At 65.4% G+C, this 25,332-nt stretch carries 24 protein-coding genes, 1 tRNA gene and 1 other RNA gene; 11 read left to right on the top strand and 15 right to left on the bottom strand.

All coding sequences use genetic code 11. From position 1 onward, the window contains the following. Window positions 1-1,128, bottom strand: coding sequence for a GGDEF domain-containing protein (locus MVA47_RS06650; RefSeq protein WP_247207186.1), 1,128 nt, complete (start codon window positions 1,126-1,128; stop codon window positions 1-3). Between the two features lie 235 nt (window positions 1,129-1,363). On the opposite strand from MVA47_RS06650, the gene MVA47_RS06645 reads away from it, so the two are divergent. The 8 genes from MVA47_RS06645 to MVA47_RS06610 all read left to right on the top strand — a co-directional run bounded on the left by MVA47_RS06645 (window position 1,364) and on the right by MVA47_RS06610 (window position 7,980). Next, window positions 1,364-1,816, top strand: a complete 453-nt coding sequence (locus MVA47_RS06645; protein WP_247207185.1) for an ATP-binding protein — start codon at window positions 1,364-1,366, stop codon at window positions 1,814-1,816. Then, on the top strand, window positions 1,813-3,051 hold the full coding sequence (locus MVA47_RS06640) for a glycosyl hydrolase (RefSeq protein WP_247207184.1): 1,239 nt from the start codon (window positions 1,813-1,815) through the stop codon (window positions 3,049-3,051). Before MVA47_RS06645 ends, MVA47_RS06640 begins: the two co-directional genes overlap by 4 nt. A gap of 70 nt (window positions 3,052-3,121) precedes the next feature. Further along, window positions 3,122-4,060, top strand: coding sequence for an EamA family transporter (locus tag MVA47_RS06635; protein WP_247207183.1), 939 nt, complete (start codon window positions 3,122-3,124; stop codon window positions 4,058-4,060). Between the two features lie 47 nt (window positions 4,061-4,107). Then, window positions 4,108-5,379: a Mur ligase family protein gene (locus tag MVA47_RS06630; RefSeq protein ID WP_247207182.1), complete on the top strand. Its 1,272-nt coding sequence runs from the start codon at window positions 4,108-4,110 to the stop codon at window positions 5,377-5,379. After that, a complete protein-coding gene (locus MVA47_RS06625) occupies window positions 5,379-6,104 on the top strand; it encodes a type 1 glutamine amidotransferase (RefSeq protein ID WP_116916602.1) in 726 nt (241 codons plus the stop codon). Before MVA47_RS06630 ends, MVA47_RS06625 begins: the two co-directional genes overlap by 1 nt. Window positions 6,105-6,126: 22 nt before the next feature. Next, window positions 6,127-6,684, top strand: a complete 558-nt coding sequence (locus MVA47_RS06620) for a hypothetical protein (RefSeq protein WP_247207181.1) — start codon at window positions 6,127-6,129, stop codon at window positions 6,682-6,684. After that, complete coding sequence (locus tag MVA47_RS06615) at window positions 6,684-7,226, top strand: hypothetical protein (RefSeq protein WP_247207180.1); 543 nt, start codon at window positions 6,684-6,686, stop codon at window positions 7,224-7,226. Before MVA47_RS06620 ends, MVA47_RS06615 begins: the two co-directional genes overlap by 1 nt. Window positions 7,227-7,245: 19 nt before the next feature. Next, window positions 7,246-7,980 carry a phosphoribosyltransferase gene (locus tag MVA47_RS06610; protein WP_247207179.1) on the top strand — a complete coding sequence of 245 codons (735 nt, stop codon included), beginning with the start codon at window positions 7,246-7,248 and terminating at the stop codon, window positions 7,978-7,980. 4 nt (window positions 7,981-7,984) lie between these two features. On the opposite strand, the gene MVA47_RS06605 is transcribed toward MVA47_RS06610, so the two are convergent. The 6 genes from MVA47_RS06605 to MVA47_RS06580 form a co-directional block, all read right to left on the bottom strand. Further along, window positions 7,985-8,542, bottom strand: a complete 558-nt coding sequence (locus MVA47_RS06605; RefSeq protein WP_247207178.1) for a uridine kinase — start codon at window positions 8,540-8,542, stop codon at window positions 7,985-7,987. A gap of 5 nt (window positions 8,543-8,547) precedes the next feature. Then, complete coding sequence (gene recR, locus MVA47_RS06600) at window positions 8,548-9,159, bottom strand: recombination mediator RecR (RefSeq protein ID WP_023956577.1); 612 nt, start codon at window positions 9,157-9,159, stop codon at window positions 8,548-8,550. A 7-nt stretch (window positions 9,160-9,166) separates the two neighbouring features. Further along, the gene (locus MVA47_RS06595; protein WP_023956579.1) at window positions 9,167-9,487 is read right to left on the bottom strand and encodes a YbaB/EbfC family nucleoid-associated protein; all 321 of its coding nucleotides are present in this window, start codon (window positions 9,485-9,487) and stop codon (window positions 9,167-9,169) included. A 4-nt stretch (window positions 9,488-9,491) separates the two neighbouring features. Further along, entirely contained in the window at window positions 9,492-9,884 is a 393-nt protein-coding gene (locus MVA47_RS06590) for a hypothetical protein (protein ID WP_247207177.1), read from the bottom strand. A 12-nt stretch (window positions 9,885-9,896) separates the two neighbouring features. Next, window positions 9,897-10,772 (bottom strand): pseudouridine synthase, encoded by an 876-nt coding sequence (locus MVA47_RS06585; RefSeq protein WP_247207176.1) that lies wholly within the window; start codon window positions 10,770-10,772, stop codon window positions 9,897-9,899. Window positions 10,773-10,854: 82 nt separating this feature from the next. Further along, window positions 10,855-11,295 (bottom strand): SRPBCC family protein, encoded by a 441-nt coding sequence (locus MVA47_RS06580; protein ID WP_247207175.1) that lies wholly within the window; start codon window positions 11,293-11,295, stop codon window positions 10,855-10,857. A gap of 177 nt (window positions 11,296-11,472) precedes the next feature. Here MVA47_RS06580 and MVA47_RS06575 point away from each other — a divergent pair, with 177 nt between their 5' ends. Beyond that, window positions 11,473-12,885, top strand: coding sequence for an FAD-binding oxidoreductase (locus tag MVA47_RS06575; RefSeq protein WP_247207174.1), 1,413 nt, complete (start codon window positions 11,473-11,475; stop codon window positions 12,883-12,885). Beyond that, on the top strand, window positions 12,882-14,204 hold the full coding sequence (locus MVA47_RS06570) for a class I SAM-dependent methyltransferase (protein ID WP_247207173.1): 1,323 nt from the start codon (window positions 12,882-12,884) through the stop codon (window positions 14,202-14,204). The genes MVA47_RS06575 and MVA47_RS06570 overlap by 4 nt, the downstream gene beginning before the upstream one ends. A 146-nt stretch (window positions 14,205-14,350) precedes the next feature. On the opposite strand, the gene MVA47_RS06565 is transcribed toward MVA47_RS06570, so the two are convergent. The 5 genes from MVA47_RS06565 to ffs all read right to left on the bottom strand — a co-directional run bounded on the left by MVA47_RS06565 (window position 14,351) and on the right by ffs (window position 21,119). Continuing rightward, on the bottom strand, window positions 14,351-16,624 hold the full coding sequence (locus tag MVA47_RS06565) for a DNA polymerase III subunit gamma and tau (protein ID WP_247207172.1): 2,274 nt from the start codon (window positions 16,622-16,624) through the stop codon (window positions 14,351-14,353). Between the two features lie 287 nt (window positions 16,625-16,911). Continuing rightward, window positions 16,912-18,255: a glycosyltransferase 87 family protein gene (locus MVA47_RS06560; RefSeq protein ID WP_247207171.1), complete on the bottom strand. Its 1,344-nt coding sequence runs from the start codon at window positions 18,253-18,255 to the stop codon at window positions 16,912-16,914. Window positions 18,256-18,285: 30 nt separating this feature from the next. Next, window positions 18,286-19,638 carry a glycosyltransferase 87 family protein gene (locus MVA47_RS06555; protein WP_247207170.1) on the bottom strand — a complete coding sequence of 451 codons (1,353 nt, stop codon included), beginning with the start codon at window positions 19,636-19,638 and terminating at the stop codon, window positions 18,286-18,288. Between the two features lie 40 nt (window positions 19,639-19,678). Next, entirely contained in the window at window positions 19,679-20,959 is a 1,281-nt protein-coding gene (locus tag MVA47_RS06550; protein WP_247207169.1) for an aminotransferase class I/II-fold pyridoxal phosphate-dependent enzyme, read from the bottom strand. A gap of 65 nt (window positions 20,960-21,024) precedes the next feature. Further along, window positions 21,025-21,119: signal recognition particle sRNA small type (gene ffs / locus MVA47_RS06545), an RNA gene on the bottom strand. Window positions 21,120-21,213: 94 nt separating this feature from the next. Here ffs and MVA47_RS06540 point away from each other — a divergent pair. Then, window positions 21,214-21,302: transfer RNA gene (locus MVA47_RS06540), tRNA-Ser, on the top strand. A gap of 72 nt (window positions 21,303-21,374) precedes the next feature. On the opposite strand, the gene MVA47_RS06535 is transcribed toward MVA47_RS06540, so the two are convergent. From MVA47_RS06535 to MVA47_RS06525, 3 genes are all read right to left on the bottom strand, one after another. Further along, window positions 21,375-23,099 (bottom strand): sodium:proton antiporter, encoded by a 1,725-nt coding sequence (locus MVA47_RS06535; protein WP_062795063.1) that lies wholly within the window; start codon window positions 23,097-23,099, stop codon window positions 21,375-21,377. Between the two features lie 148 nt (window positions 23,100-23,247). Next, on the bottom strand, window positions 23,248-24,291 hold the full coding sequence (locus tag MVA47_RS06530) for a DNA polymerase domain-containing protein (protein WP_247207168.1): 1,044 nt from the start codon (window positions 24,289-24,291) through the stop codon (window positions 23,248-23,250). After that, on the bottom strand, window positions 24,291-25,331 hold the full coding sequence (locus tag MVA47_RS06525; RefSeq protein ID WP_030168764.1) for an ATP-dependent DNA ligase: 1,041 nt from the start codon (window positions 25,329-25,331) through the stop codon (window positions 24,291-24,293). The genes MVA47_RS06530 and MVA47_RS06525 overlap by 1 nt, the downstream gene beginning before the upstream one ends. Window position 25,332 lies beyond the last annotated feature (1 nt).

Here is a 25,332-nt window from a genome sequence, read left to right as displayed (position 1 = left end):
TCAGCAGGTCGCGTCATCGAGATCGGAATCAACCGAAACACCATTACCACCAAGCTTTTTCGCCTGATACATGGCAACGTCCGCAGACCTCATCAGCGCCCTCAGGGTTGCGGTGCTCGGCTGCCGCTTGTTCGCCCGCAGCTGCTGGTGGGTGGCGACCGCAACCCCGACGCTCACCGTGATCGGATGTCGATCGTCCGTGTTGTGCAGCGTCGAACGCACCCGATGCGCCAATGCGATCGCCTGCTCGGGGGTGCCGACGAGCGTGATCGCGAACTCCTCGCCGCCCACTCGGGCGATCAGCGCGTGAGTACCGGCGACATCCACCAGCCGGGCCGCGACGAGTTCGAGTACCGCGTCTCCACCGCTGTGTCCGTGCTGGTCGTTGATCTGTTTGAAGCCGTCGATGTCGAGCATCAGCACGGCCAGCCCCACCGGGATCCCGCTGTACTGGAGCTGATGGAATCCCGCCTCGAGTCCACGACGATTGCGTAGCTGGGTCAGGTGGTCCCGGAATGCGCCATTGGCGTCCTCGCGCAGATCCAGCAGGCCCGACTGCATGATGATCGGCGCTGCCAGCAGGACCGGCAGGAGCACCATCAACAGCGCCGTGGCGATGCCCTTGTCCGCATCCGAGCCCAACACCACGCACGCGTAGAGGGCCAGCGTCACCGCCGTCGCGAAACTCAGGTGCCCGAGCAGCCACCGCGGACTGTGGAAAGCGGTCACGTGCGCACCGGTCACCGAGAACAGCGAGCACCCCATCATCGCGATGAACAGGTCCGCGAAGGTGAACAGCACCACCGCGACGCCGACATCGGTGTAGACGACGAACAGCCGGGTCATCCACTGGCGGGGCCAACGCCCGGCAAGCCAGACGACCCCGATGACTGCACAGGCGACAGCGAGTACGCCGACGAGGATGTCGATCGCAACGCCACCCCGGGGACCGGCAGGCGACGTCAGCGCACAGAAGGCTCCGACGCTGAAGCAGCAGCACCACAGCCCGACGGATATGCGATTGACTGCCAGCGTTCCACGCACTCGGTGGTAGTTGACCGTCCACTGGTAGTCGAACGGCTGCCGCCACCACGAACGAAGAAACTCCACGGTGATGGACTCCCCCATGTCACTACTGCATCGACGTACTGGCCGCCCCCCGACAGCCGTGATGTGTAGCGGCGCTCTGCGCCCGCACCACCGAAAAATCACCTGACTGTACCAACGACTCAGCGGCCGGATCGGCTATCGAAAGACTCTTCGCAGCTGCTCCGTGAACTCTTGGACAGTGACGAAGGCCACAAAAGTCCGGGTACTCGCAGCAGTTACGAATACTTCGACTGCGGATGGGTAGGCGAATGAGATGTCCCTCCAACCGGTAGCAGACTTGTACGACGGCCCCGCGTTCAGCCGCACCGACGTGCCGGCGACGGCGGCAGGAGCCGGTCACCTGCGTCACGAGTTCGGCGAGTGGCTCAGCGACAACTTCGCGATCTCGGACGAGCACATGTACGCGATCATTCTCGCGTCGTACGAGGCACTGGCCAACGCTGCAGAACACGCCTACGCAGGCGAGGCCGAACCCGGAACCATGACGATCGAGGCCAGTCACGCGCCGTCGAGCGACCATCTGGCGGTAACCATCTCCGACCGTGGGCAGTGGCGCCCGCCGGCTGGCAATCGATTCCGTGGTCGAGGTCTTCCCCTCATCCGGGCCCTGTGTGACCGTCCGACATTTTTGAAGGAAGCATCGGGCACAACTTTGACCTTGGAATGGGTCCGCGTGCGCGCACATTCGATATCGTCAGCAGAGTGACGAGTCATCTCAAAAGGTTCTTCGGCCGGCTCGGCTACTTCGTCAGGACGTTCTGGGCGCCCATCGGCGCGGGGCTCATTGCCTTGATCATCGGAGTCGGCAACATGTACGTGACGTCCGACTCGGAAGCCGACGGCAAGGCAACAGACTGCGCCGCAGCGGTTGCAGAATCCGTGTCACCGTCCACAGGGGTCTGGTACGGCGCCAGTTTCGACTGGGAGAAGACAACGATCGCGGACTACTCGGAGAGCCTCGGTAGCCATCCTGCGGTGACGGTGTTCTTCACCGAGATCCCCTACGACGATGCCGCGCGAGCCGACCTGAGACAGACCGTCGACACCGTCCGCGAAAACGGGAAAGTCTTGTTGCTGACAGTGCAACCGTCGGGTGGTCTGCGCACGGTCACCCCCGAGGTCGCCGAGGCCTTTGCCGCCGATCTTGCAGAGTTCAATGAATCCGGAGTCCCGGTTGTCGTCCGCTTCGCCCACGAGATGAACGGTTCCTGGTATCCGTGGGGTCAGCAACCGGCGCTCTACAGAGAGACTTTCGCTCGCGTCGCTGCAGCCGTGCACGCCGCCGCTCCCGGCTCGGCGATGATGTGGGCTCCCAGCTATGCCGGTGGATATCCCTTCGCTGACGGTGAATACTCGCCGGCGCCCGGCACAGCCGAGTTCACAGACCTGGACAGTGATCGCAACGGACAGCTGACGCGAGAAGACGACCCCTACGCCGCCTTCTACCCGGGCGATGAATCGGTTGATTGGGTCGGGATGTCGCTCTATCACTGGGGCAACCGTTTTCCCTGGAGCGAGAACGAACTCGCCGAACCGAACAAGTTCGCACAGCAACTGACGGGGAGCTATGTCGGGGCAAATGGCGACGACGCCGTGTTGCCCGACTTCTACGACGAATACGGCACCCAGCGGAACAAGCCGGTGGCGATCCCGGAGACCGCAGCTCTGTTCAATCCCGGCGAGCCCGAAGGTCCCGGCGCCCTCGCGATCAAGAAGTCGTGGTGGACCCAGATCTTCGCGCCCACGGTGCCCAACGAGTTCCCCCTGCTGAAGATGGTCAACTGGGTCGAATGGGACAGGTACGAACCCGAGGCGGACACGCAGGTCGACTGGCGGACGATGGCCGATCCGGCCATCCGTGCGGAGTTCACCGCGGCGCTGCCCGATTGGCTGGCGTTCGGGCCGAATGAACCGTGTGGGGCGATCGCCACCAAAGATTAAGTTCAACTACACGAGCGATGCATTTTAATTCGATTGAACTGAACCTTTGGTTGCCCCGAGAATTGTCCCCATGACACTCCGCGATCGCCTGCTGGCACTGACCGTCGTGGTGTTCTGGGGCCTGAACTTCCTCGCGATCCACGCCGGGCTCGAACACTTCCCGCCACTGTTCTTCGCGGCGTTGCGTTTTGCCGTGATGGCCATTCCGGTGATCCTGTTCGTACCGCGACCCGACGTTCCCCTGCGCTGGTTCCTGCTCTACGGATTCGGTTTCGGCACGCTGCAATTCGCTTTCCTGTTCCTCGCGATGGACCAGGGCATGCCCACCGGGTTGGCGTCCCTGGTGCTGCAGTCGTCGGCTCCGTTCACGGTCATCTTGTGTGTCCTCCTGCTCGGCGAGAAGATGTCGCTGCGGCAGACGGTCGGGATCACCGTGGCCGTCGGCGGCATGGTGGTGATCGGCGTGGACCGCGCCGCACACGGGGCCTCTGCGGGATTGATCCCGGTCCTGCTCACACTTCTCGCCGGGCTCGGCTGGGCCTTCGGCAACATCGGGTCACGGCTTGCCCACCCCCGCAACGCCCTCTACATGGCGTTGTGGATGTCCGTGATCCCACCGATCCCGCTCTATGCCCTCAGCTTGGCTGTCGAGGGACCGTCCGCCGGGTTCGAGTCGATCGCCACAGTGGGAACGCACACAGGCCTCGTGGCCCTCGGTGGCCTGGCCTACATCGTGGTTCTCGGCACCATCGGCGGCGCAGGGCTCTGGGCATACCTGATGACACGGCATCCGGCATCCAAGGTCGCACCGTTCTCGTTGCTCGTCCCGATAGTCGGCATCAGCGCGGCCTGGGCGATTCTCGGGGAGACACCGACGGTCTGGGAGTTGGTCGGCGGAGCAGTGGTGATCATCGGCTGCTTCGCGGGAGTGACCGGAGCCAAGTCGAAACCCGCCAAAGATAAGGACGTCGAACCCTCGTCCACGGACGAACCGATGGCGGTCCCCTGACTTGCACATACGGCGGACGCCGGGCGGCATATGACAAACTCGCAGCCATGCGTGACGAGGACCGAAAGAGTTCCACAGGCTTGCCGATGCGGGCACGACTCGCCCTGCGAGCCGCTGCCACGGCGCGATGGGCGTCGCAGAAAACCGGTCGCGGGAAGGGCTCGATGATCGGCGGCCTGGTGGCCCTCAAGATCGACCCCACCCTGATGGCTGCGCTCGCGCGCGGGAAGCGATCGGTGGTCGTCACCGGAACGAACGGAAAATCGACCACCACCCGTATGACGGCGGCAGCGCTGGCCGATCTCGGTGAGGTGGCTTCGCAGGCCGACGGCGCCAACATGGACGCGGGCATCGTCGCCGCCCTGTCGTTGAACCGGCCCGCCGAGTGGGCTGCGTTGGAAGTAGACGAACTGCACGTCCCCCACGTGAGCGACGCCGTGAACCCCGAAGCGCTTATCTTGCTGAACCTCTCACGAGACCAGCTCGATCGGGTCGGCGAGATCAACATGATCGAGCGCCGGTTGCGTGACGGGATCGCACGGCACCCGGAGACCACCGTGATCGCCAACTGCGATGACGTGCTGGTGACCTCCGCCGCCTACGACGCACCGAAGGTGGTGTGGGTCGCTGCGGGCGCAGGATGGGCCGGCGATTCGGTGAGCTGTCCCCGTTCGGGTGAGCCGATTCTGCGTGACGGTTCCCACTGGTATTCCACCGGAACCGATTTCGAGCGGCCGGCCCCCGACTGGTGGTTCGACGACAAGAACCTCTACGGACCAGACGGTTTCGAGCACCCGATGACGCTCGCAGTGCCCGGCAACGCCAACCGCGGTAACGCGGCGCAGGCCGTTGCCGCGGCAGTGGCAATGGGCGCCGACCCCGCGAAAGCCATTGCCGCGGTGGGCACCGTCGGCGAGGTCGCGGGCCGATACTCGGTACAGCAGATCGGCCGACATCGCGTCCGCATGCTGCTGGCGAAAAACCCTGCGGGATGGCAGGAAGCGATGGCGATGATCGACCAGGACGCCGACGGCCTGGTCATCGCCGTCAACGGCCAGGTGCCGGACGGCGAGGACCTCTCGTGGCTGTGGGACGTCCGTTTCGAAGCGTTCGAGAACATGCAGGTGGTCGCTTCCGGCGAACGCGCCACCGACCTCGGTGTCCGGTTGATCTATGCGGGCGCCGAGCACACCACCATCGGTGATCCGATGGCCGCCATCGAGTCCTGCCCGCCCGGCCGGGTGGAGGTACTCGCCAACTACACCGCTTTTCGCGACCTCAACAACGCATTGGCGCGCGCGCAGAAGGGAATTCGCTGATGTCCGACTCCACATTGCGCATCGGACTAGTACTCCCCGATGTGATGGGCACCTACGGCGACGGCGGTAACGCCCTGGTGTTGCGCCAGCGCGCACGCATGCGAGGCATCGAGGCGGAGATCATCCAGATCAACCTCACCGATCCCGTGCCCGAATCGCTAGACGTCTATACCCTCGGCGGCGCCGAGGACTACGCACAACGGCTGGCCACGCGACACCTGACCAAATATCCGGGCCTGCAGCGCGCGGCAGAAGCAGGTCGGCCCGTTCTCGCCATCTGTGCCGCCATCCAGGTACTCGGGCACTGGTACGAGACATCTTCCGGTGAGCGCGTCGAGGGGATCTCGATGCTCGACGTGACCACCACACCGCAGGACAAACGCAGCATCGGTGAGCTGATCACCGAACCGTCACCGGCCTCCGGGCTCACCACCCCACTGACGGGATTCGAAAACCACCGCGGTGGAACCACTCTCGGGCCGGACGCCCATGCGCTGGGCAAGGTGAAGCACGGGGTCGGCAACGGCGCGGGCGAGAAGGTGGAAGGCGTGGTGCAGGGTTCGGTGATCGGAACCTACATGCACGGCCCTGCCCTGGCCCGCAATCCCGAGCTGGCCGACATGCTGCTCGCCCGCGCACTGGGCGTCGAACAACTCGATCCACTGCCGTTGGCAGAGGTCGATCTGCTGCGCCGTGAGCGCCTTGCCGCGGGCCGTCGAGGGTGAACAACTCCAGACCCCGACACCGATGACATCTCCCCGGTCGACGCCCACATCACCACATCCGGGCGGCCAACGCCGCGCCGCCCCCGCGTTGTTCGCCGCCGCCCTGGTGGTGGTCGCGGTGGTGGTCACCGCAACGTGGATGATCACGTGGTCGGTTGTGGGCGAAGACGATTCGCCTGCCAGCGCTCCCTCCGCGTCTACCGCCGTGTCGAACGAAGACACCATCCTCGACACGGTGCGCGCCACTACGGAATCGATCTACAACTTCACTCCTGACACCATCAGATCGACGATGAAGTCCGCGCAGGCCCTGCTCTGTGGAACGGCCCTTCAGGAGTGGAACGACACCGCCGATTCGCTGCTGCAGACTGTCACCACCACGGGCCGCAGCCTGGTGACCAGCAACGCGCACTACGGCATCGCCCGGCAAGACGCGGAGTCGGTGACCGTGCTGGCGGTCTTCGAGGTGTCCGCGAGTCAAGACGACGCCGAACCGGCCCCCATCGAACCCGCTGCCATCGAGTTCACCGTGAGCCGTTCCGCAATCCCCCTGTGCGTCAACATGATGAAGGTGCTGTGATGACAGACCTACATGTGCGCCCGACCCGTCCGCCCGGGTCACACCGCCGCCTCCGACTGCTACTGGTCCTCGGCGGCGTGCTGATCGTGCTCGTGGCCCTCACCGCCGTCGTCGCGACACTCACCGCTCCCGACAACGGTGACGGCGAGACACGGTCACCGACGACGCCGGCAGGCCCGGCGATCACCGATCAGCAGGCCCGCGACGTCGCGACCGCGGTGACGCGCAGCATGTACGACGTCGGCCCGGCGACCGCGGACGAGCAGGTTGCGGTGTTCAAGGCGAACAGCTGTGGCGAGTTCGCCAAGAAGACGTTGCCCGACCTGATCACGTCCACCGACCAGCTCAAGACGCGTAACTCGTCGAGCACCTTGACCATCGATTCGATGGCGGTGGTGCCGCGCCCTGCGCCCTCTGCCCAAGCCGAGGTGATCGTGGCATTCTCGTGGGAGCAAGGTGACATCTCGGAGAAGACGCGGGCGGTGTATCAGGTGGCCGACGAAGCCGGCCGGCCGTGCATCACCACCGCCCAGTTCTTCTAGCAACGCCGCGCCGGCGGAGATGTCGGCCGAAACCGAGCGTGAACGGGAGCAGGTGGACAGGCAGATGCGACTGCGACGAAGCCGCGAAGAGACCCGGGAGTTCCCGGACCGACGTGCGGCAGGCCGAGCTCTCGGTGACCAGCTCAAGTACGGCGAGTTGGAACTCGCCGACCGCCAGGACGTTCTCGTCCTGGGACTCGCTCGCGGGGGTGTGCCGGTCGCCTGGGAGATCGCCTACGCACTCAATGCCCCACTCGATGCGATGGTGGTCCGGAAACTGGGGGTACCCGGACGCGAGGAGCTCGCGATGGGTGCGGTGGCCTCGGGCGGCGAACCGGTGCTCAATCACCGGATGATCCGGGAATTCGGTATCAACCGCGACGACGTACAGCGCGTTCTGGAGGCCGAGACCCGGGAGCTGATGCGCCGCGAGAAGGTCTATCGGGAGGGGCGCCCACCCGCCGAGGTGACCGGCAAGGTTGTCATCCTCGTCGACGACGGACTGGCGACGGGAGCGAGCATGCGTGTGGCGGTCGATGCGGTGCGCAGCCGCCGGCCCGCACAGGTGATCGTCGCCGCCGGTACCGCACCGGAGTCGACCTGTTCGCTGCTCACCGGGGCCGCGGACGAAATCGTCTGCGGCGCACTACCTGACGACTTCACGGCGGTCGGGCGGTCATACCGCGACTTCACTCAGGTGTCCGACTCCGAGGTGCAGGAGCTGCTGCGCACCCCGACAACCGAAGCAGACTGACAGGTCAGACCGATTCCGGCGCGAACTCGGGCACCACTTCACAGTGCTCGCGGGTGCGGTCGACAGCGAACCAGCCGCGCTCGAAGTTCTGCCACCGGACCAGGTGCCCGCGCTCATCCTCACCGTCGCGGGCGACCGCTCGTTCCAGACGTTCCGATTCGTCGCCGCCATCGAGCCACAGCGCCCTGGTGAGCTGCCTGCGAACCGGCGCACGAGCACTGGACACACCCTCGATCACCAACAACGGCTCCCATCTCACCCAGACGCGAGGACCGTGTTCGGGACGGCCGTCCCGCCACACACGCGGGTGGTAGCGGAAGTCATGTCCACGCCAGTACGACCGGATCACCTCTTCGTCGAGTTCGGGCCACCAACCGACCGGGTCGTCCCATGTCGCGAAGTCGTCGGTACGCACCAGCACAGCTGGGGTACCGACATCGTGGAGCACGGCCATCAATCGGTCCGCGAACGTCGACTTGCCCGCGCCGGACGGGCCGTCGATGGCAACGATGCCCGACTTGAGTTGCCGGGCGAAATGTTCGATCCACGCGTCGTCGACCATGAGAGCTACGTCAGGATCCGGCGACCGGACAGCGCCCGGCCGAGCGTCAATTCGTCGGCGAACTCGAGGTCGCCGCCCATCGGCAGACCCGACGCGAGCCGGGTCACCGACAGACCGGGGAAGTCCCGCAGCATCCGTTGCAGGTAGGTCGCCGTCGCCTCGCCCTCCGTGTTGGGGTCGGTGGCAACGATCACCTCGCTGACGTCCACGCCGTCTTCCTGGTTACCCAAGCGGCGCAACAACTCTCGGATCCGCAGTTGGTCCGGGCCGACCCCGCCGAGCGGGTCCAGGGCCCCACCGAGAACGTGGTAGCGGCCGGTGAATTCCTTGGTTCGCTCGATGGCCTGCACGTCCTTGGGCTCTTCGACCACACATATCTTGCTGGCATCACGCCGGGCATCACGGCAGATCCTGCAACGCACCTGCGCCGAGACGTTGCCGCAGACCTCGCAGAAGACCACGTCGTCGCGGACGTGCACCAATGCGGCGGTCAGCCGGTCGATGTCGCCTGCCGGAACGGCCAGCAGATGGAACGCGATCCTCTGGGCACCCTTGGGACCGAGCCCTGGCAGCTTCGCCAGCTCGTCGATCAGATCCTGGATCGGTCCTTCATACACGGGTCAGCTATCCACCCAGACCGGGGAACCCGCCGCCCAGGCCGCCGAGTCCGCCGGCGAGCGGACCCATCTTCTGCTGGGTGAGCTCGTCGCGTTTGCTGTTCAGATCGGCAAGAGCACCGACGATGAGGTCTTGCAGGGTCTCGACGTCGTCGGCGTCCACGACCTTGGGGTCGATGGTCACCGCGGTGACCTCGCCGGTGCCGTTGCCGGTGACCGTGACGAGCCCTCCACCGGCGGTTCCGGTGACCTCGGCGGCGGCGATCTGTTCCTGCGCGGCCAGCAACTGCTGCTGCATCTGCTGAGCCTGCTGCAGGAGTCCGGCCATCGGGTTATCTGGTTCCACTGCTGTCCTCTGTCTCATCGGGCCCGATCGGGCCGTCGGGCGGGTTGTTTTGCGGGCGCATCATGCGTTCGAGATGAGCAGCAATGCTGTCGATGGTATCGCCGCCCGCCGACTCGGCCTCGAACCGCAGTCGCGCGTTGCCACCGAACATCATCGACGCCTTGGGTGTCAGCGCGAACTGGAACTCGTCGCCGACCCGTTGCCACGCGGCGATACCCCCTCGCACCGGCGGCCCGACCCCGGCACTGATCTCGTAGCCGTTGTCGCCGGCGGGGAGGTCGCGCTGGACCTGGAAACAATCCCCACTCTCGTCGTCGAGGAAGAGCACCACCTCGCAACGCAGGTCCGGGTAGCGGTCGTAGGAGACGATGATGGCCACTCGGTTCTCCTCTCAGAGCAGTTCGCGGGTACTGACGAAGCGTCGCAGCTCGCCGCTGAACGGGTCGGTGAACTCGACAGAGTAGGCAAGAAGGCGAAGCGGATCGGAGAAATCACCGCGGTCCGGGGCTGCGGCCACTTCGGGCCGAACCTCCGGGTACAGCGGGTCTCCCTCGATCGGGACACCCAAACCCGCCATGTGCAGTCTGAGCTGATGTGTGCGACCGGTCTGCGGCCTCAGCCGGTAGACCCCCCGATCGTGCGAGGCGCTCAGGAGATCGATGGTCGAGACAGCGTTGACCTCCCCGGGTTCCACCCGAGCTCGCAGGTCGCCGGCGTCTTTGAGGATGCGATTGCGAACGGTCACCGGCAGTTGCAGGCCGGGGTGGATCGGTGCGCGGGCGCGGTATTCCTTGTTCACCGCACGGTCGGCGAAGAGCTGTTGGTAGGGGGCGCGCGCTTTCGGGCGCACGGTGAACATGAGCACTCCGGCCGTGAGCCGGTCCAGCCGGTGCACCGGGCTGATCGAAGGGTTGTCGAGTTCTCGGCGCAACCGGACCAGCGCGGTCTGCACCACGTGCGTTCCCCGAGGCATCGTCGCCAGGTAGTGCGGTTTGTCCACGACCACCAGATCGTTGTCCTGATGGATGATCGGCAGGTCGAACGGTATCTCCGTCTCCACGGGCAGGTCGCGGTAGAAGTAGACCGGCCGTCCGATCTGGGCCGGTGCAGTCAGATCGACGGCTTCACCACCGATGCCGAGCACCTCCCCGCGCTCGGCCCGCATCAGCAGATCGTCGAGCGTCAGGCCCTCACACGCCGGTGCGGCCAGCATCGCCTCGCCGATCGTGCGATCAGCGGAACGCAGAACGACCCGAGTGGGGTCCACACCGTCGCGCAATGGGAGCGGCGCAGGTTTGCGGTGTCGCACTCGGGTCGTCTTCTGGACGTTGTTCTCGGCGCGATCCGGCTCAGACGCGTTCGACGTGCGACTTGAGGTTGCCGAGCAGTTCGGCCTGGATCTTCGCCAGTCCCTTGGGTGCAAACGTCTTCTCGAAGAATCCGCCGATACCACCGGCTCCCTGCCACGTGGTGGTGGTGGTGACCTTCGAGCTGGCCCCGGAGGCATCGACCTGATACGTGGTCACCATCGACGAATTGACGTCGGTCTCGGTGACGGTGGAGCCGACCACGCCCACGCGGGCCTGGACGTTGCGCGAGCGCTTCTTTGTTGCCTGGAGGGTCCAGGACGCGACGGTGCCTGCGCCGACGCCACCCTCGACGATCTTGTAGTCGCGGTACTGGCCGGGGAGGATGCTGGGACGCACCGTCTGGTAGTCGGACAGTGCCGCGAGCACCTTCTCCGGCGCGGCATTGATGACGATCGACTGGGATGCGGTTACCTGTGCCACGAGATATCACCTTTCGGTTGTTGGTAGGTGTCACGTCGAGCCTGCCAGAACGCCATCGGATGACTTCGCGCGGCGCAGCCGGCCCGTGCGGGACCGAACTACGGCAAATCGGTCATGTGGTGGGTGAGCTGGCAACTACTGGACGAGGGTCCTAGGCTCTTAGGCGTGTCGCGGGTAATGGGTTCCGAAACAGGGCGAGAGGTTTTCGACGAAGGCGTCGAGAGGTTGCTGGCCAGCTACCGGGCCATCCCGACCTCTGGCCGTGTCCGGCTGGCCAAGAAGACGTCGAACCTGTTCCGCAAGCGGGCGAAGAATCCTTATCCCGGATTGGACGTTTCCGGGCTGGACCGGGTGATCTCGGTTGACCCGCAGGCCCGTACGGCCGACGTGGCCGGAATGTGTACGTACGAAGAACTTGTGGCGACGACGCTCAAATATGGTCTGGCGCCCAAGGTCGTTCCCCAGCTCAAGACGATCACCTTGGGCGGCGCGGTCACCGGCCTCGGGATCGAGTCGACATCTTTCCGGAACGGTCTCCCCCACGAATCGGTACTCGAGATCGACATCTTGACCGGAGCCGGCGAGATCGTCACCACCTCGGCCACCAGCGAGAACTCAGACCTGTTCTTCGGGTTCGCCAATTCCTATGGAACGCTTGGCTATTCGACGCGGCTACGCATCGAGCTCGAGGAGGTCGCGCCCTACGTCGAGTTGCGCCACGTACGGTTCACCGACGTCGACACCCTGCAGTCCACGATGAACGACATCGTCGAGCAGGGCACCTACGCAGGCGAACGCGTCGACTATCTCGACGGTGTCGTGTTCTCCGCCACCGAGAGCTACCTCGTTCTGGGCGCGCAGACGAGCGTTCCTGGCCCGGTCAGCGACTACACCGGCGATCAGATCTACTACCGGTCGATCCAGCACAGCGCCGATTCCACTCCCATCCGCGACCGGCTCACCATCGCCGACTACCTGTGGCGCTGGGACACCGACTGGTTCTGGTGCTCGCGGGCGTTCGGCGCGCAGAACCCCCGCATCCGCCGTCTGTGGCCAAAGCCACTGCTGCGCAGCAGCTTCTATTGGAAATTGATCGCGCTCGACCACCGGTTCGACATCGGTGACAAGCTCAATGCCCGCAAAGGTCAACCGCCCGGTGAACGGGTGGTCCAGGACATCGAGGTTCCGATCGAGCGCACCTCCGAGTTCGTGCACTGGTTCTTGGAGAACATTCCGATCGAGCCGATCTGGTTGTGCCCGCTGCGACTTCGCGACCCCTCCCCCGCCGGCGCCGACACACACCGTCCGTGGCCGCTGTATCCGCTCGAGCCCCACCGCACCTACGTCAACGTGGGGTTCTGGTCTGCGGTGCCCAAACGCGAGGACAAGCCGGAGGGTTACGCCAACCGGCAGATCGAGATCAAGGTCTCCGAACTCGACGGACACAAATCGCTGTATTCCGAGTCGTTCTATGGCGAAGAGGAATTCGATCAGCTCTATGGCGGTGAGCCCTACCGCCTGCTCAAGAAACGTTACGATCCCGGGTCGCGGTTACTCGACCTGTACTCAAAGGCGGTGAAGCGGCAATGACAACTGTGAAGAACAACGAGGTGCCCGGGTCGGTGGTCGGGCCGAAACTCAGCCTGGCCGAGGTGGTGGAGGCCGTCGCGGGTGGCGATCTCCAGATCAGCGTCACCGCCTACGACGGCAGTTCAGCCGGCCCGGCCGATGCCGAGTACGGGCTCGAACTGCTCACCCCTCGGGGTACCCGCTATCTGGCCACCGCACCCAGCGACCTCGGGTTGGCCCGCGCCTACATCGCGGGGGACCTTTCGCTGAAGGGGTGCCACGAGGGCGACCCCTACCCCGCATTGCGAGCGATCTCCGAGGACGTGCAGTTCTCCAGGCCGTCGGCCCGCACGCTGGCACAGATCACCCGGTCACTCGGACTCGAACATTTCAAGCCCATCACACCCCCGCCCCAGGAGCAGCTCCCCCGGTGGCGCCGCATCGCAGAGGGTTTGCGGCACAGCAAGACTCGTGATGCCGAAGCGATCCACTATCACTACGACGTCTCGAACACCTTCTACGAATGGGTGCTCGGGCCGTCGATGACATACACGTGTGCCTGCTATCCGAATCATGAGGCGAGCCTGGAAGAGGCGCAGGACAACAAGTATCGCCTCGTGTTCGAGAAGCTGAAGCTCAAGGCCGGCGATCGACTGCTCGACATCGGCTGCGGCTGGGGCTCGATGGTGCGGTACGCGGCTCGCCGCGGTGTACACGTCATCGGCGTGACCTTGTCGGCCGAGCAGGCCCAGTGGGCACAGCAGGCAATCATCGACGAGGGTCTGAGCGAGTTCGCCGAAGTGCGGCACAGCGATTACCGCGACGTCACCGAAGACGAGTTCGATGCGGTCTCGTCCATCGGATTGACCGAGCACATCGGGATCCAGAACTACCCGTCGTACTTCAAGTTCATCCGCAGCAAACTGCGTGATGGCGGAATCCTGCTGAACCACTGCATCACCCGGTCGAACAACGTGAGCCGAGGCAAGGCCGGACCGTTCATCGACCGCTATGTGTTCCCGGACGGGGAGTTGACCGGCTCGGGCACCATCATCTCGGCCATCCAGAACATCGGTGCGATGGAGGTGGTGCACGAGGAGAACTTGCGCGAGCACTACGCGATGACCCTTCGCGACTGGAACAAGAACCTGGTCGACCACTGGGACGAGGCAGTCGAAGAAGTGGGCATCGGCACCGCGCGGCTCTGGGGTCTGTACATGGCCGGATGCCGGATCGGATTCGAGCGCAACATCATTCAGCTACATCAGGTTCTCGCGGTGAAATTGGACAACAAGGGCGGCAACGGCGATCTGCCGCTGCGCCCGTGGTGGAACGCCTGATCTGACCTGAACCTGCGGTTCCCCGCCGCCTCCAGAAAATTCGCGCCAGCTGCCGACGCACGCGCCAGTTGCAACCGGCGCGTCCGCCGGTACATGGCGCGAATCTGTGGACCCGGTCGGTGTCGCGCGTCCCGCGGCAGCGAAGGTCAGGTGATCGGGCGGGCGCCCAGCTCGGTGGCAAGGAGTTCGATTGCCACCTGTTCGGGATCCTGCCGCGGATCCGGTGTGGAATCTCGTGCCGTGGCGATCATCTCGTCGCGTTCGGCATCGGTGAGGTCTTCGTCGTCAACGGGCTCTGGTGGTGCTTGTACCGGCTCAGGTTCCGGTTCGGGCTCCGGTTCAGGCGCGTCACCCGAGGCGCTCGCGGCTCCCGCGCCGCGGCTCGGGCGGACGTACGGCGCCTTCGCCTCGGGCTTGCGGGTGCTCCCAGGCGCGGAGGCCTGAGGTTTGGCGGTGTCCGCGGGCAGCGACGACGCCGCGTGCACCGAGATCTCCCAGCTACCACCGAAGACTTTCTTCATCGCTCCGGTGAGCACTTCGACCGCATGCGGAGAGCTGAGCCGCTGCACGAGTGGCGCGGAGTCGTGACTGAGCACAAGCGTGGTGCCGTTGACGCCGCGAACCGTGGCGCCGGACAGCATCACCTCGGTGACCTTGTTGGCGGTACGGACCTCGGTGCGCACTTCCTGCCACTTCGCCTGCACCGCAGCGAGATCCGGACCTCCGGCGGCGGGAGCTGCGGCAGGCGCGGCGGGCGCCGCTGCCGGCTCGACAGCGGGTTCCGGCTCGGGCTCGTAGTCGGGTTCCGGCGGTAGTGGGACGTCCGCATCATCGGGGACGGACACCGCTGTGTCGACGGGCGAGTCGGCCGCGGGGCCGGCAGACGGCTCGGGCGTGCGGACGACCGGCTCGGGGGCTGGAGCAGGGGCCGGTTTCGCGGATGCGGTCGGCTGGGGCGCCGGGGCCGGTTCCGGAGTCGGGGTGGGCTCTGGTGCCGGGGCCGGTTCCGGAGTCGGGGTGGGTTCGGGTGCCGGCGTGGGTTCTGGACTCGGCGCCGGTTCCGGCGTGGGAGTGGGTTCAGGCGCAGGGGCCGGGATCGGCGCGGACGCGGGAACCGTCGCCGAAGCGGTTGCGGGAGAGGTCGATTCGGCCGCACCCTCGGATTGCTTGCGCTGTGACGCGCGGACGAACTTGCTCGGAGGCGGTTCCGCGGGCGCCCCAGCCGGTGACGAGCCGAGGGGTGCAGCAGCCGGAATCGCCGCGCCTCCCGCCAGCTGTGCCTCGATGCGCTCGATCCGTTGCAGCACCGCAGACTCGGCGTCGGACGCCGCCGGAAGCAGCATCCGGGCACACATCACCTCGAGCAGGAGCCGCGGCGACGTGGTTCCCCGCATCTCACCGAGCGCGTCGTGCACGGTCTCGGCGAAACGCGCCAACGTTCCCGGCGCCAGCTTGGCCGCCTGCTCGGTCATCCGCTCGACCTGGTCGTCGGGCGCTTCCACCAGCCCGCGCTCGGCGGCGTCGGGTACCGCGTCCATCAGGATCAGGTCGCGGAGACGTTCGAGGAGGTCGACCGCGAATCGGCGCGGGTCGTGGCCGGCATCCACAACCGATTCGATGGTTCCGAACAGCTTCGCCCCGTCATGGTCTGCGAGGGCGTTGACGGCGTCGTCGATCAGCGCGACATCGGTGACACCGAGGAGGGTCAGTGCGCGTTGGTACGTGACGCCTTCCGCCGATGCCCCGGCCAGCAGTTGATCCAGCACGCTGAGCGAATCACGGGGTGAGCCGCCCCCGGCACGGATCACCAGGGGGAACACCGGCGGCTCCACCGTGACTTTCTCGCTGGCACAGATGCGTTCGAGCAGGGTGCGCATCACGGCCGGAGCCAACAGACGGAACGGGTAGTGATGGGTGCGCGAGCGGATGGTGGGCAGCACCTTCTCCGGCTCGGTGGTGGCGAAGACGAAGATGAGGTGCTCGGGTGGTTCCTCGACGATCTTGAGCAGGGCGTTGAATCCCGCGTTGCTCACCATGTGCGCCTCGTCGATGATGAACACCCGATAGCGGGACTCCGCCGGCGCATAGAAGGCCTGATCGCGTAGCTCGCGGGTGTCTTCGACACCGCCATGGCTGGCGGCGTCGAGTTCGATCACGTCGAGATTGCCGGGGCCACCCGGGGCCAGGGCCACACATGACGAACACACCCCGCATGGGGTGGACGTCGGCCCCTGTTCACAGTTGAGCGACCGGGCCAAGATGCGCGCCGACGAGGTCTTACCGCAACCACGCGGACCGGAGAACAGATACGCGTGGTTGATGCGGCCGGAGTCGAGCGCGCGACCGAGCGGCTCGGTGACATGTTCCTGCCCGACGACCTCGGCAAAGGTCGCGGGTCGATACGTCCGGTAGAGAGCCACGGTGGCAGCCTACCGGCGCGGTCCGACGTTCGTGGCCCCCGGTGGACGTCGGTCGCGCGCCGCACGGCCCGCGCGGCCAGGATCGGACTTCCAACAGCAGGCTGCCCGCCGCGCTCGATTTCACGGCAATCGGACCTCGGCGGATGGAAGTGACTTCTCGACTGCATTTGTGAGCCGTCCATTCGGGCGTCGAGCCCGAATATGGCTACGTCACAACACTTGTCCGCAGCATGCCGACCGCTCCGATGCACCCGATCTCGAGAGGAGACGAAACAATCCAGGCGTGTTCAGGCCGCCCGCGAACCTGCCGTACCGTTCGAGCGACGTGCAAAATCCCTGGCCCGCACTTCGCCAGGGCCCCAGACGGCGATGCACAACACCGCGGTCACGCCGAACACCCACAGGTAGGGCTCGGCAGAGAACCATCGGAGCCAATCCGGGAACGGCGTCATGAACATGCCGGTGCCGTAGAAGGGCTTGAAGCCCAGGGCGCCGCCGGGGAGGTAGTTGCGCCAGATGAACACGGCGGTGAAGAGCGCGGGCGGCGCGAGGCACAACAATCCGGCGAGTGGTCGTGAGCCGGCGCGCCACGCCGCGATGGGCAGGTGCACCGCGAACACGAGCAGGGGTACAAACCACACCCAGTGATGGCCCCAGCTGAACGGTGACACCGCGGCAGTGGTCATCCCGGTCAGACACAGGGCAAGGAGCTCTTGGCCTGAGCGGTGCGCCAGCCAGGCCGCTCCGATCCCCAGGACCACCGCAAATGCAGAACAGACAAGCCACAGCAGATTGCTGGGCGTGGTCGTGTCGAACACCGTGGCCAGGGCGCCCTTGATCGACTGATTGCTGGGAGCGTCTGTGGGGCCGACGCGGTCGGAGTTCACCACCCGGTCGGTCCAGTAGTTCCACGACTGCCGGGGCGTCGCGGGAAAGCCGATCAGGATCGTGGCGCCGAAGGTCGCGACCACCACGAGCACCGCGCGCCACCGTCTCGTGATGGCGAGGTAGACGACAAAGAATGCGGGGGTCAGTTTGATGCCCGCCGCGACACCGACACCGATGCCCTTGAGCCGACTGCCATCTGGCCGAAGCAGGTCCCACAAGACGATCGCCATCAAGAAGACGTTGATCTGCCCGTACCAGATCGTGGTGCGGACCGGCTCCATCAAGGTGACGGCACAGACCATCGCCGCGGCCACGATGGCCAGCGACCAGCTCATCTCGTAGCCCAGACTCCGGAACGAGGCCAGGATCACCCAGTACAGGGTGACGAAGATGAGGCCACTCCAGACGTCCACGGCCATCTCGGCGCTCATCCAGCCGAAAGGTTGGAAGACGATGGTCGAGAACGGGGTGTAGGTGTACAGCAGGCCGTTCCGGAGCATCGGCAAGTCATACAGCTGCCGGCCGTGCAACAGGTGCTGAGCCCCGGCGCGGTACACGTCGAGGTCGACCTGGTTCTTGAACAACCCGAAGATGGGGGCGTCCAGAGGAATGAACCGGACTTGCACGAGGAGCGCAATGGCCGCGCCCACCACGAACGCGATCAGCAGAAGAGGGTGACTCGGAAACCGTTGCTGTGTACTCGTGTCGTCCGTTGTCTCAGCGCGCGCTTGATCCGCTGTCACCCATTACTCCTCACCCCGTGTCCAGGGATGCTAACCCGCCGCGACCGGCTCCGGAACGTCGACGCGGCGCCTGCAGGTGAGACACACGATCGCAGCCACCGCTGTCACCACGAACACCCAGTTGTAAGGGTCGTAGGTGAACCAGCGCAGCTCAGGGATGCCGACCTTGTGATACAGCCCGGTGAAGTAACCGTCCGGGAGGACCCGTTCGATCTGCAATACCGGATACGAACGGTAGGTGCGCCAGATGAACGTCGTCGCGAGCAACGCGACCACCGCCGTCGCCGCCAGCGCTTTGGACACCGCACCCCGTGCCTGCAGCGTCAGGTGGATTCCGATCACGAGGGCCGGGACGAACCACACCCAGTGGTGTCCCCACGACATCGGCGACACCGCGGTCCCCGTCATACCGACGAGGGTGACGGCGAGCAGCTCATGCCCGGCTCGATGAGCCAGTGAGGCCGCCGTCATCCCGAGCGCAAGCGCCGCAACGGCCAAGGTGATCCACACCAACGGGTTGGGAGCATCGGTCTGCCACAGGTTCGCCAACGCTCCCCTGATCGATTGATTGCCGACGGTGTTGGGAGCACCGACCCGCTTGGAGTCGATGAACGTCCCGCTCCAGTACTTCCAGGAATCACGGGGCATCACCGCGAACCCGAGCGCGATTGTGCCCGCGAACCCCGCACCCGCCAGCCACACCGCGCGCCAGTTGCGATTGATCAGGAGATAGAACACGAAGATCAGGGGCGTCAGCTTGATCCCGGCAGCGATCCCCACCCCGAGACCGCGGATCCGACTGTGCCTGCCCTGCAGCAGATCCCAGAGGATGAGCAGCATGAGGAACACGTTGATCTGGCCGTACCACATGGTGGTGCGGACCGGCTCCATCAGCGCACTCACCAGGACGAGTGCACCGGCAGAGATCCGAACCGACCAATTAATCTGGTACCGCAGGCTTTTGAAGCTCAGAGTGATACAGAGATAGAGGGCGACGAAGATGCCGACCATCCAGACGATCCGCGCGAATTCAAGCGACATCGCCGCGAAGGGCATGAACAGGATCACCGATACCGGCGCATAGGTGTAATCCATGACGCCCACGAGTTTGGCCTCGTACAGGCGGTCACCGTCGAGTACCGCTTGCGCGCCTTCTCGATACACCGCCAGGTCGAGTTGATTACCGAAGACCCCCCAGTACGGGGTGTCGATCGGGACGGCCAGATGGTGCAGATACACCGCGAGCAGCCCGAGCGCGAGGGACACCGCGACAACAACGGCAGGCCTCGGCAACACCGGGCCGTTTGTCACTGCCGCGCGCTCCTGCGGACGGACGTGTGGAGCGGACTCGATGCCCAACCGGGATGCGCCTTTCTCGAGCATCGGCCCTTCTCGATCACCGAGCGAGGGTTCCTGCGTGATGTCAGCTGTGGTCTTCGAGCAACTTCTCGGCTGCGGCGAGCAGCACGCAGGTGGCCACCCCGTCCATCGCCAACCGCAGCTCTTCCAGCCCCGGAAAGGTCGGGGCCAGACGAATGTTGCGGTCGTCGGGGTCGCGCTTGTACGGGAAGGTCGACCCGGCCGCGGTCAGCGAGATGCCGGCCTTCTTGGCCAGGTCGATGACCTTGGTCGCGGTGCCGTCGACAACGTCGAGGCTGATGAAGTAGCCGCCTTCGGGTTCGGTCCACGATGCGACCTTCGCCGCGCCGAGTCGATCCTCGAGGATCTGCAGCACCAGCGCGAACTTGGGCAGCAACAGGTCGCGGTGCCTGGCCATCTGTCGGCGCACGCCGTCGGCATCACCGAAGTAGCGCAGGTGCCTGAGCTGGTTGAGCTTGTCCGGGCCGATCGTCTTGATGCTCGCGTGCCGCTGGTACCAGGCCAGGTTGTCGGCCGAACTACCGAAGAAGGCCACGCCCGCACCGGCAAAGGTGATCTTGGAGGTCGAGGCGAATACGTAGGGGCGGTTTGGATTGCCCGCGGCCGCCGCCAGTCCCAGCACGTCCACCGGCTCGGGCGGCGTCTCCTGCAGGGTGTGTACCACGTACGCGTTGTCCCAGAAGATGCGGAAGTCGGGTGCCGCGGCCGGCATCGACATCAGCGCCTTGCTCACCTCGGCGCTGTAGGTGGCCCCGGTGGGGTTGGAGTACGTCGGTACGCACCACATGCCCTTGATCTGTGGATCTGCTGCCACGAGTTCTGCACACACCTCGACGTCGGGGCCGTCCGGGTTCATCGGCACGGTGATCATCTCGATGCCGTAGGACTGGGTGATCGCAAAATGCCGGTCATAGCCCGGGGACGGGCACAAGAACTTGATCGGGCCCTGCCCCCAGGTTGCCTCCGAGTCCGGCGTGCCGTGCAGCAGACCGAAGATGACCAGGTCGTGCATGTATTCGAGGCTGGCGTTGCCGCCCGCGAGCAGATTGTCGGTAGGGATCCCCAGCAGTTCACCGAAAATGGCACGAAGCTCGGGCAATCCGGTGAGACCGCCGTAGTTGCGGCAGTCGGTGCCCTTGCCGTCGCGGTAGACATCGGCTCCCGGCAACGACAACAGATCCGCGGAGAGGTCGAGTTGTTCCGGTGACGGTTTGCCGCGGGTGAGGTCGAGGTTCAGGCCCGCTTCGGCGAGGCGCTCATATTGATCGCGCAGCTCGGACCTGGTGGCGGTCAGCTGGTCGGCACTCATCGAGTGGTAGTTCACGTCGGCCTTTCGCCCGGAACCACACCTGCCCCGGAACTGTCATCGCGCGCTTCGCTGGGGAACAAAGTAGGGGACCCCGCGCACCCGAGAGAGCCCGCTGACCCTTGCTGCCTTCCGGCCCTGGGGGAGTTCACAGGATGCACGCCGCGCGGGATCCGGGATCGAGTGTAGCCGCCCGGTGCGCGGTGCCTGAAACTGGTCACCTCACCAGCCCGTTTTTGGCAGGTCACCTCGCGACCGGTAAGCTCCCCCACGGAGGATTCGCCTAGTGGCCTATGGCGCTCGCCTGGAACGCGGGTTGGGTTAACAGCCCTCAGGGGTTCGAATCCCCTATCCTCCGCCAACTTCCGAAAGTGGTGGCTTCGGGTGAGCATTCGCCCAGGTGAGCCTCACCCGAACCCACCATTTCGGGAAGTCAGAGGCGACTTTCGAGCCTCGCCGACAGGCCGGCTTCCTGCAGATCGAGACGTTCGAGCATCGCGCGGACGGCCTCGTCGTCCACCTCACCGGCGTCGCGACTGGCGATCAAGGCATGACGCTGCGCCGCCAGCACCTCCCGATAGAGCTTGGCGAACGTCTCCGCACGCTCGGTGTGCGCTTCGGGGTCGGGCATCTCCTCGGCGTCACGCACCTGCCGCGCGACGGTCGACCGGATGAACTCGACCGTCTTCGCATCCAGGGTGGCGGGTGGTTCGGCCACGAAGTCCTCGATCACCCCGTCGCCGGCGAAGTGCACGATGCTCTCCGCTTTCGACGTCTCGCGAGCTGCGTACTGTTCTTCCTCCTCGGAGTGCAGGTGCAAGCGTGCGATGAGCCAGGGCAGGCTGGTGCCCTGGATCAAGATGGTGCCCACCGCGACCACAAAGGCAATTGCCTGGATCGCAGCCCGCTCCGGGAACGGCTCCCCCGATTCCAGGGTCGCCGGGATACCGGACGCGGCGGCCAACGTCACCACACCACGCATACCTGTCCACGACACCACCAGACTCTCCTGGAAGGTCAGCGTCCGCTTGTCCATCGAGGCGGTCAGGCGTTTGACGGCAGCCGGCCTCTTCTTCTCGCGCTTGGCGGTTGGATCTCTGCCCGACTCACTGATCCGTCGCGGAACACGAGGGCCCGCGGCGATCTGCGACGAGCTGACCGTCTTCTCGACGTGCCGTTGCAGCAAGCCCCGGCCGAACATGAGGAACACGGCGAACGGGCGGATGACAAGCACCACGAGCAGGACAACAACCGAGGCCACCGCCACACCGACGAGCGACTCACGCGCCTCGCGCAGCTCGTCGATGATGAATCTGAGCTGTAAACCTATGTAGGCGAACACAAATGCTTCCAGGAGCACATCCACCGAGTTCCACACATAGCGCTCCTGCAGACGAGTCTGGTAGCCGGCATGAACCGAACCCGACCCGACCACGAATCCGGCGATCACCACCGCGAGCACCCCGGACGCATGGATGTGTTCGGCGGCAACAAAAGCCGCGAACGGGACGGTGAAGCCGAGAACCGTTTCCAGCGCGGGGTTCTGCAGGTGACGCCGGATCCACAGGGTGCCGAACCCGATGACGATTCCGACGACGGGCCCGAGCACCGCGCTGTAGCTGAAGAGCAGCAACGGATTCCCGATGAACGCGTGGGTGTGCGCGATCTGGGATACCGCAATGGCGAACAGCGACAGCGCCGCTGCGTCGTTCACGAGGGATTCGCCGGTCAGGATTGCCATCACCCGTTTTGGCAGGCCCAACTTGCGACCGATCGCGACGGCCGTCACGGCATCGGGTGGCGCGACGATGGCCCCGAGCAACAGCGCGAGCAGGAATGTGAACTCCGGGATGGCGACCGTGGCAACGGCTCCCACCGCAAACGCCGTGACCACCACCATCGCCACGCCGAGACCCAGGATCGGTTTGATGTTGCGCAGAAAGCTCGGGAACGAGAAGTTCAGCGCCGCCGAATAGAGCAATGGCGGCAACACCACCGTCAGCAGGATGTCGGACTCCAGCTCCACCCGGGGCAGACCGGGGATGAACGACACCAGGAGTCCGACCACCAGAATGATGAGCGCGGGCTGCATTCCGCGACGATCCGCGAAGGCCGTGACGACAACCGCGCCGAGAAGTACCAGAAGCAGCAGTTCCATGGCCGGATTCTGTCAGGTGATGTCCGAGTCTGCTCGATGTGAATCTGCTGGACTCACCGGCCCGGGGTTCCCGCACAGCTCGTCCCCGTGACGGGCCGCCGAGGGCAACACACCCTCGGCCGGGTCTCACGGGGACAAAACGAACGGCTCAGGACTCCGACTCGTCGTCGTGACGCGCCCGCGACGGCTGAACACGCTTGGGTTCACCCGGCATCTTCGGGTAGCTCGGCGGATACGGCATGTCGCCCAGCCCGTCCTTCTCGTCGCGTGCCACCCATTCGAGCAGCGGCTCGAGACTCCCAGGATGATCGCCGATGTCCGCCATGGGATCTACCCGGCGTTCCAGCAGCGCCGGGACTGTGGCGATGGTGCAGTCCAGGGGATCGACGTCGACCAGCTCGTCCCAGGTCACCGGCGTCGACACCGTCGCCGTCGGGGTGCGCCGCGCCGAATATCCGGCGGCCATCGTGCGGTCGCGGGCGTTCTGATTGAAGTCGATGAAGAGCCGCTCTCCGCGCTCTTCTTTCCACCACGAGGTGGTGACCGACGCACTGTCGCGGCGTTCGAGCTCACGCGCCAGGGCGATCACCGCACGCCGGGTCTCGATGAAATCCCAGCGCGGCTCGATGGGCACGAACACGTGCAGACCGCGTCCGCCCGAGGTCTTGGGGAAACCGACGAGACCCAATTCGTCGAGCAGTGGCCGCAACACGTCGATGGCAACACGGCGCGCGTCGGCGAAGTCCGTGCCCGGCTGCGGATCGAGGTCGATCCGCAGCTGGTCGGGATGGTCGTTGTCCGGGGCGATCGTGGGCCACGGATGAAATGTGACAGTCCCCAGATTGGCCGCCCACACGATGACCGGCGCGCTAGTGGTCCGGATGGCGTCGGCCTTGCGACCGGAGGGAAAGGTGATCGACGTCGACTCCACGAAGTCGGGGCGTTTGGCCGCCACGCGCTTCTGGTAGATCTCTTCACCTTCGATGCCGTCGGGGAAACGCTGCAAGAAGGTCGGTCGGTCGCGCAGGGCCGTCAACATCGCACCCTGCAGCGCCACGGTGCGGTAGTACTCCACCAAATCCCTTTTCCGGCCGCCCTTCTCGCCGAGCTGGGTGAAGTAGATCTTGTCGGGGTTGGACAACCGCACCGCGGTCCCGTCGACATCGAGTTCTTCGGCCGGAGCTTTCGCCATCAGTCTTGTCCCTCCAGAACGTCGAAAAGGTCGTAGGTGAGCGGGACCTCGAGTTGTTCATAGCCACAACTCTCGGGTTCACGGTCGGGACGCCACCGCACGAATTGCACGGTGTGCCGGAACCTGTCGCCCTCCATCTGGTCGTAGGCGACCTCGACGACGAGTTCCGGGCGGATGGGGATCCACTGCGACGACCCCTTCTCTTTCCAGCGGCTCGGTTCACCCTCCGCGACGTTGTCGGGGTCGAGCCGCATTGGTTCGAGCATCTCCTGCAACTCGATTCGCTTCGCGTCCGAGAACGCGCCGGCTCCGCCGACCATGCGGAGATCACCGTCTCTGTAGAGCCCCAGCAACATCGAACCCAGACCGGTACCACTCTTGTGGACGCGGTACCCGATCACGACGCAGTCGGCGCTGCGCTTGTGCTTGACCTTGATCATCTCCCGCTTGCCCGGCAGGTAGATCCCGTCGAGGCGCTTGCTGACGACGCCGTCGAGACCTGCGCCCTCGAACTCGGAGAACCAGTTCTGCGCAAGGTCGGCATCGGTGGTCACCCGACTCACCCGGCAACGCCCGGCTCCGGGGATCGATTCGAGGAGGACCTCGCGGCGGGTGGAGAACGGCTCCCGGGTGAGATCCCTGTCGCCGGTGGCCAGTGCGTCGAACCCGATGAACATCGCCGGGGTCTGTTCGGCGAGCATCGTGACCCGGGATTTCGCTGGATGGATCCGGATGGACAGGGCGTCCCAGCTGAGCCGGCGAACCCCACCGAGATCGGCTTGTACGCCGATCTCACCGTCGACAACCACCCTGTCCGGCAATTCTTCTCGGGCCGCCTCGATCAGTTCGGGGAAGTACCGTCCGAGGTCCTTGCCACCGCGCGACCCAATGACCACCTCATCGCCATCGCGAAAGATGATGGCCCGAAACCCGTCCCATTTGGGCTCATGCGACCACACCGCGGCGCCGGCCTCATCGGGGATCTTGGCAGCTGATTTGGCCAGCATCGGTACCACCGGCGGCATCACAGGAAGGTCCATG

Source organism: Williamsia sp. DF01-3, from assembly GCF_023051145.1.
In the GTDB taxonomy this organism is placed as follows: domain Bacteria; phylum Actinomycetota; class Actinomycetes; order Mycobacteriales; family Mycobacteriaceae; genus Williamsia.
Note: the sequence above shows the minus strand (reverse complement) of the source record. Positions and strands in the feature narration are given on the sequence as shown.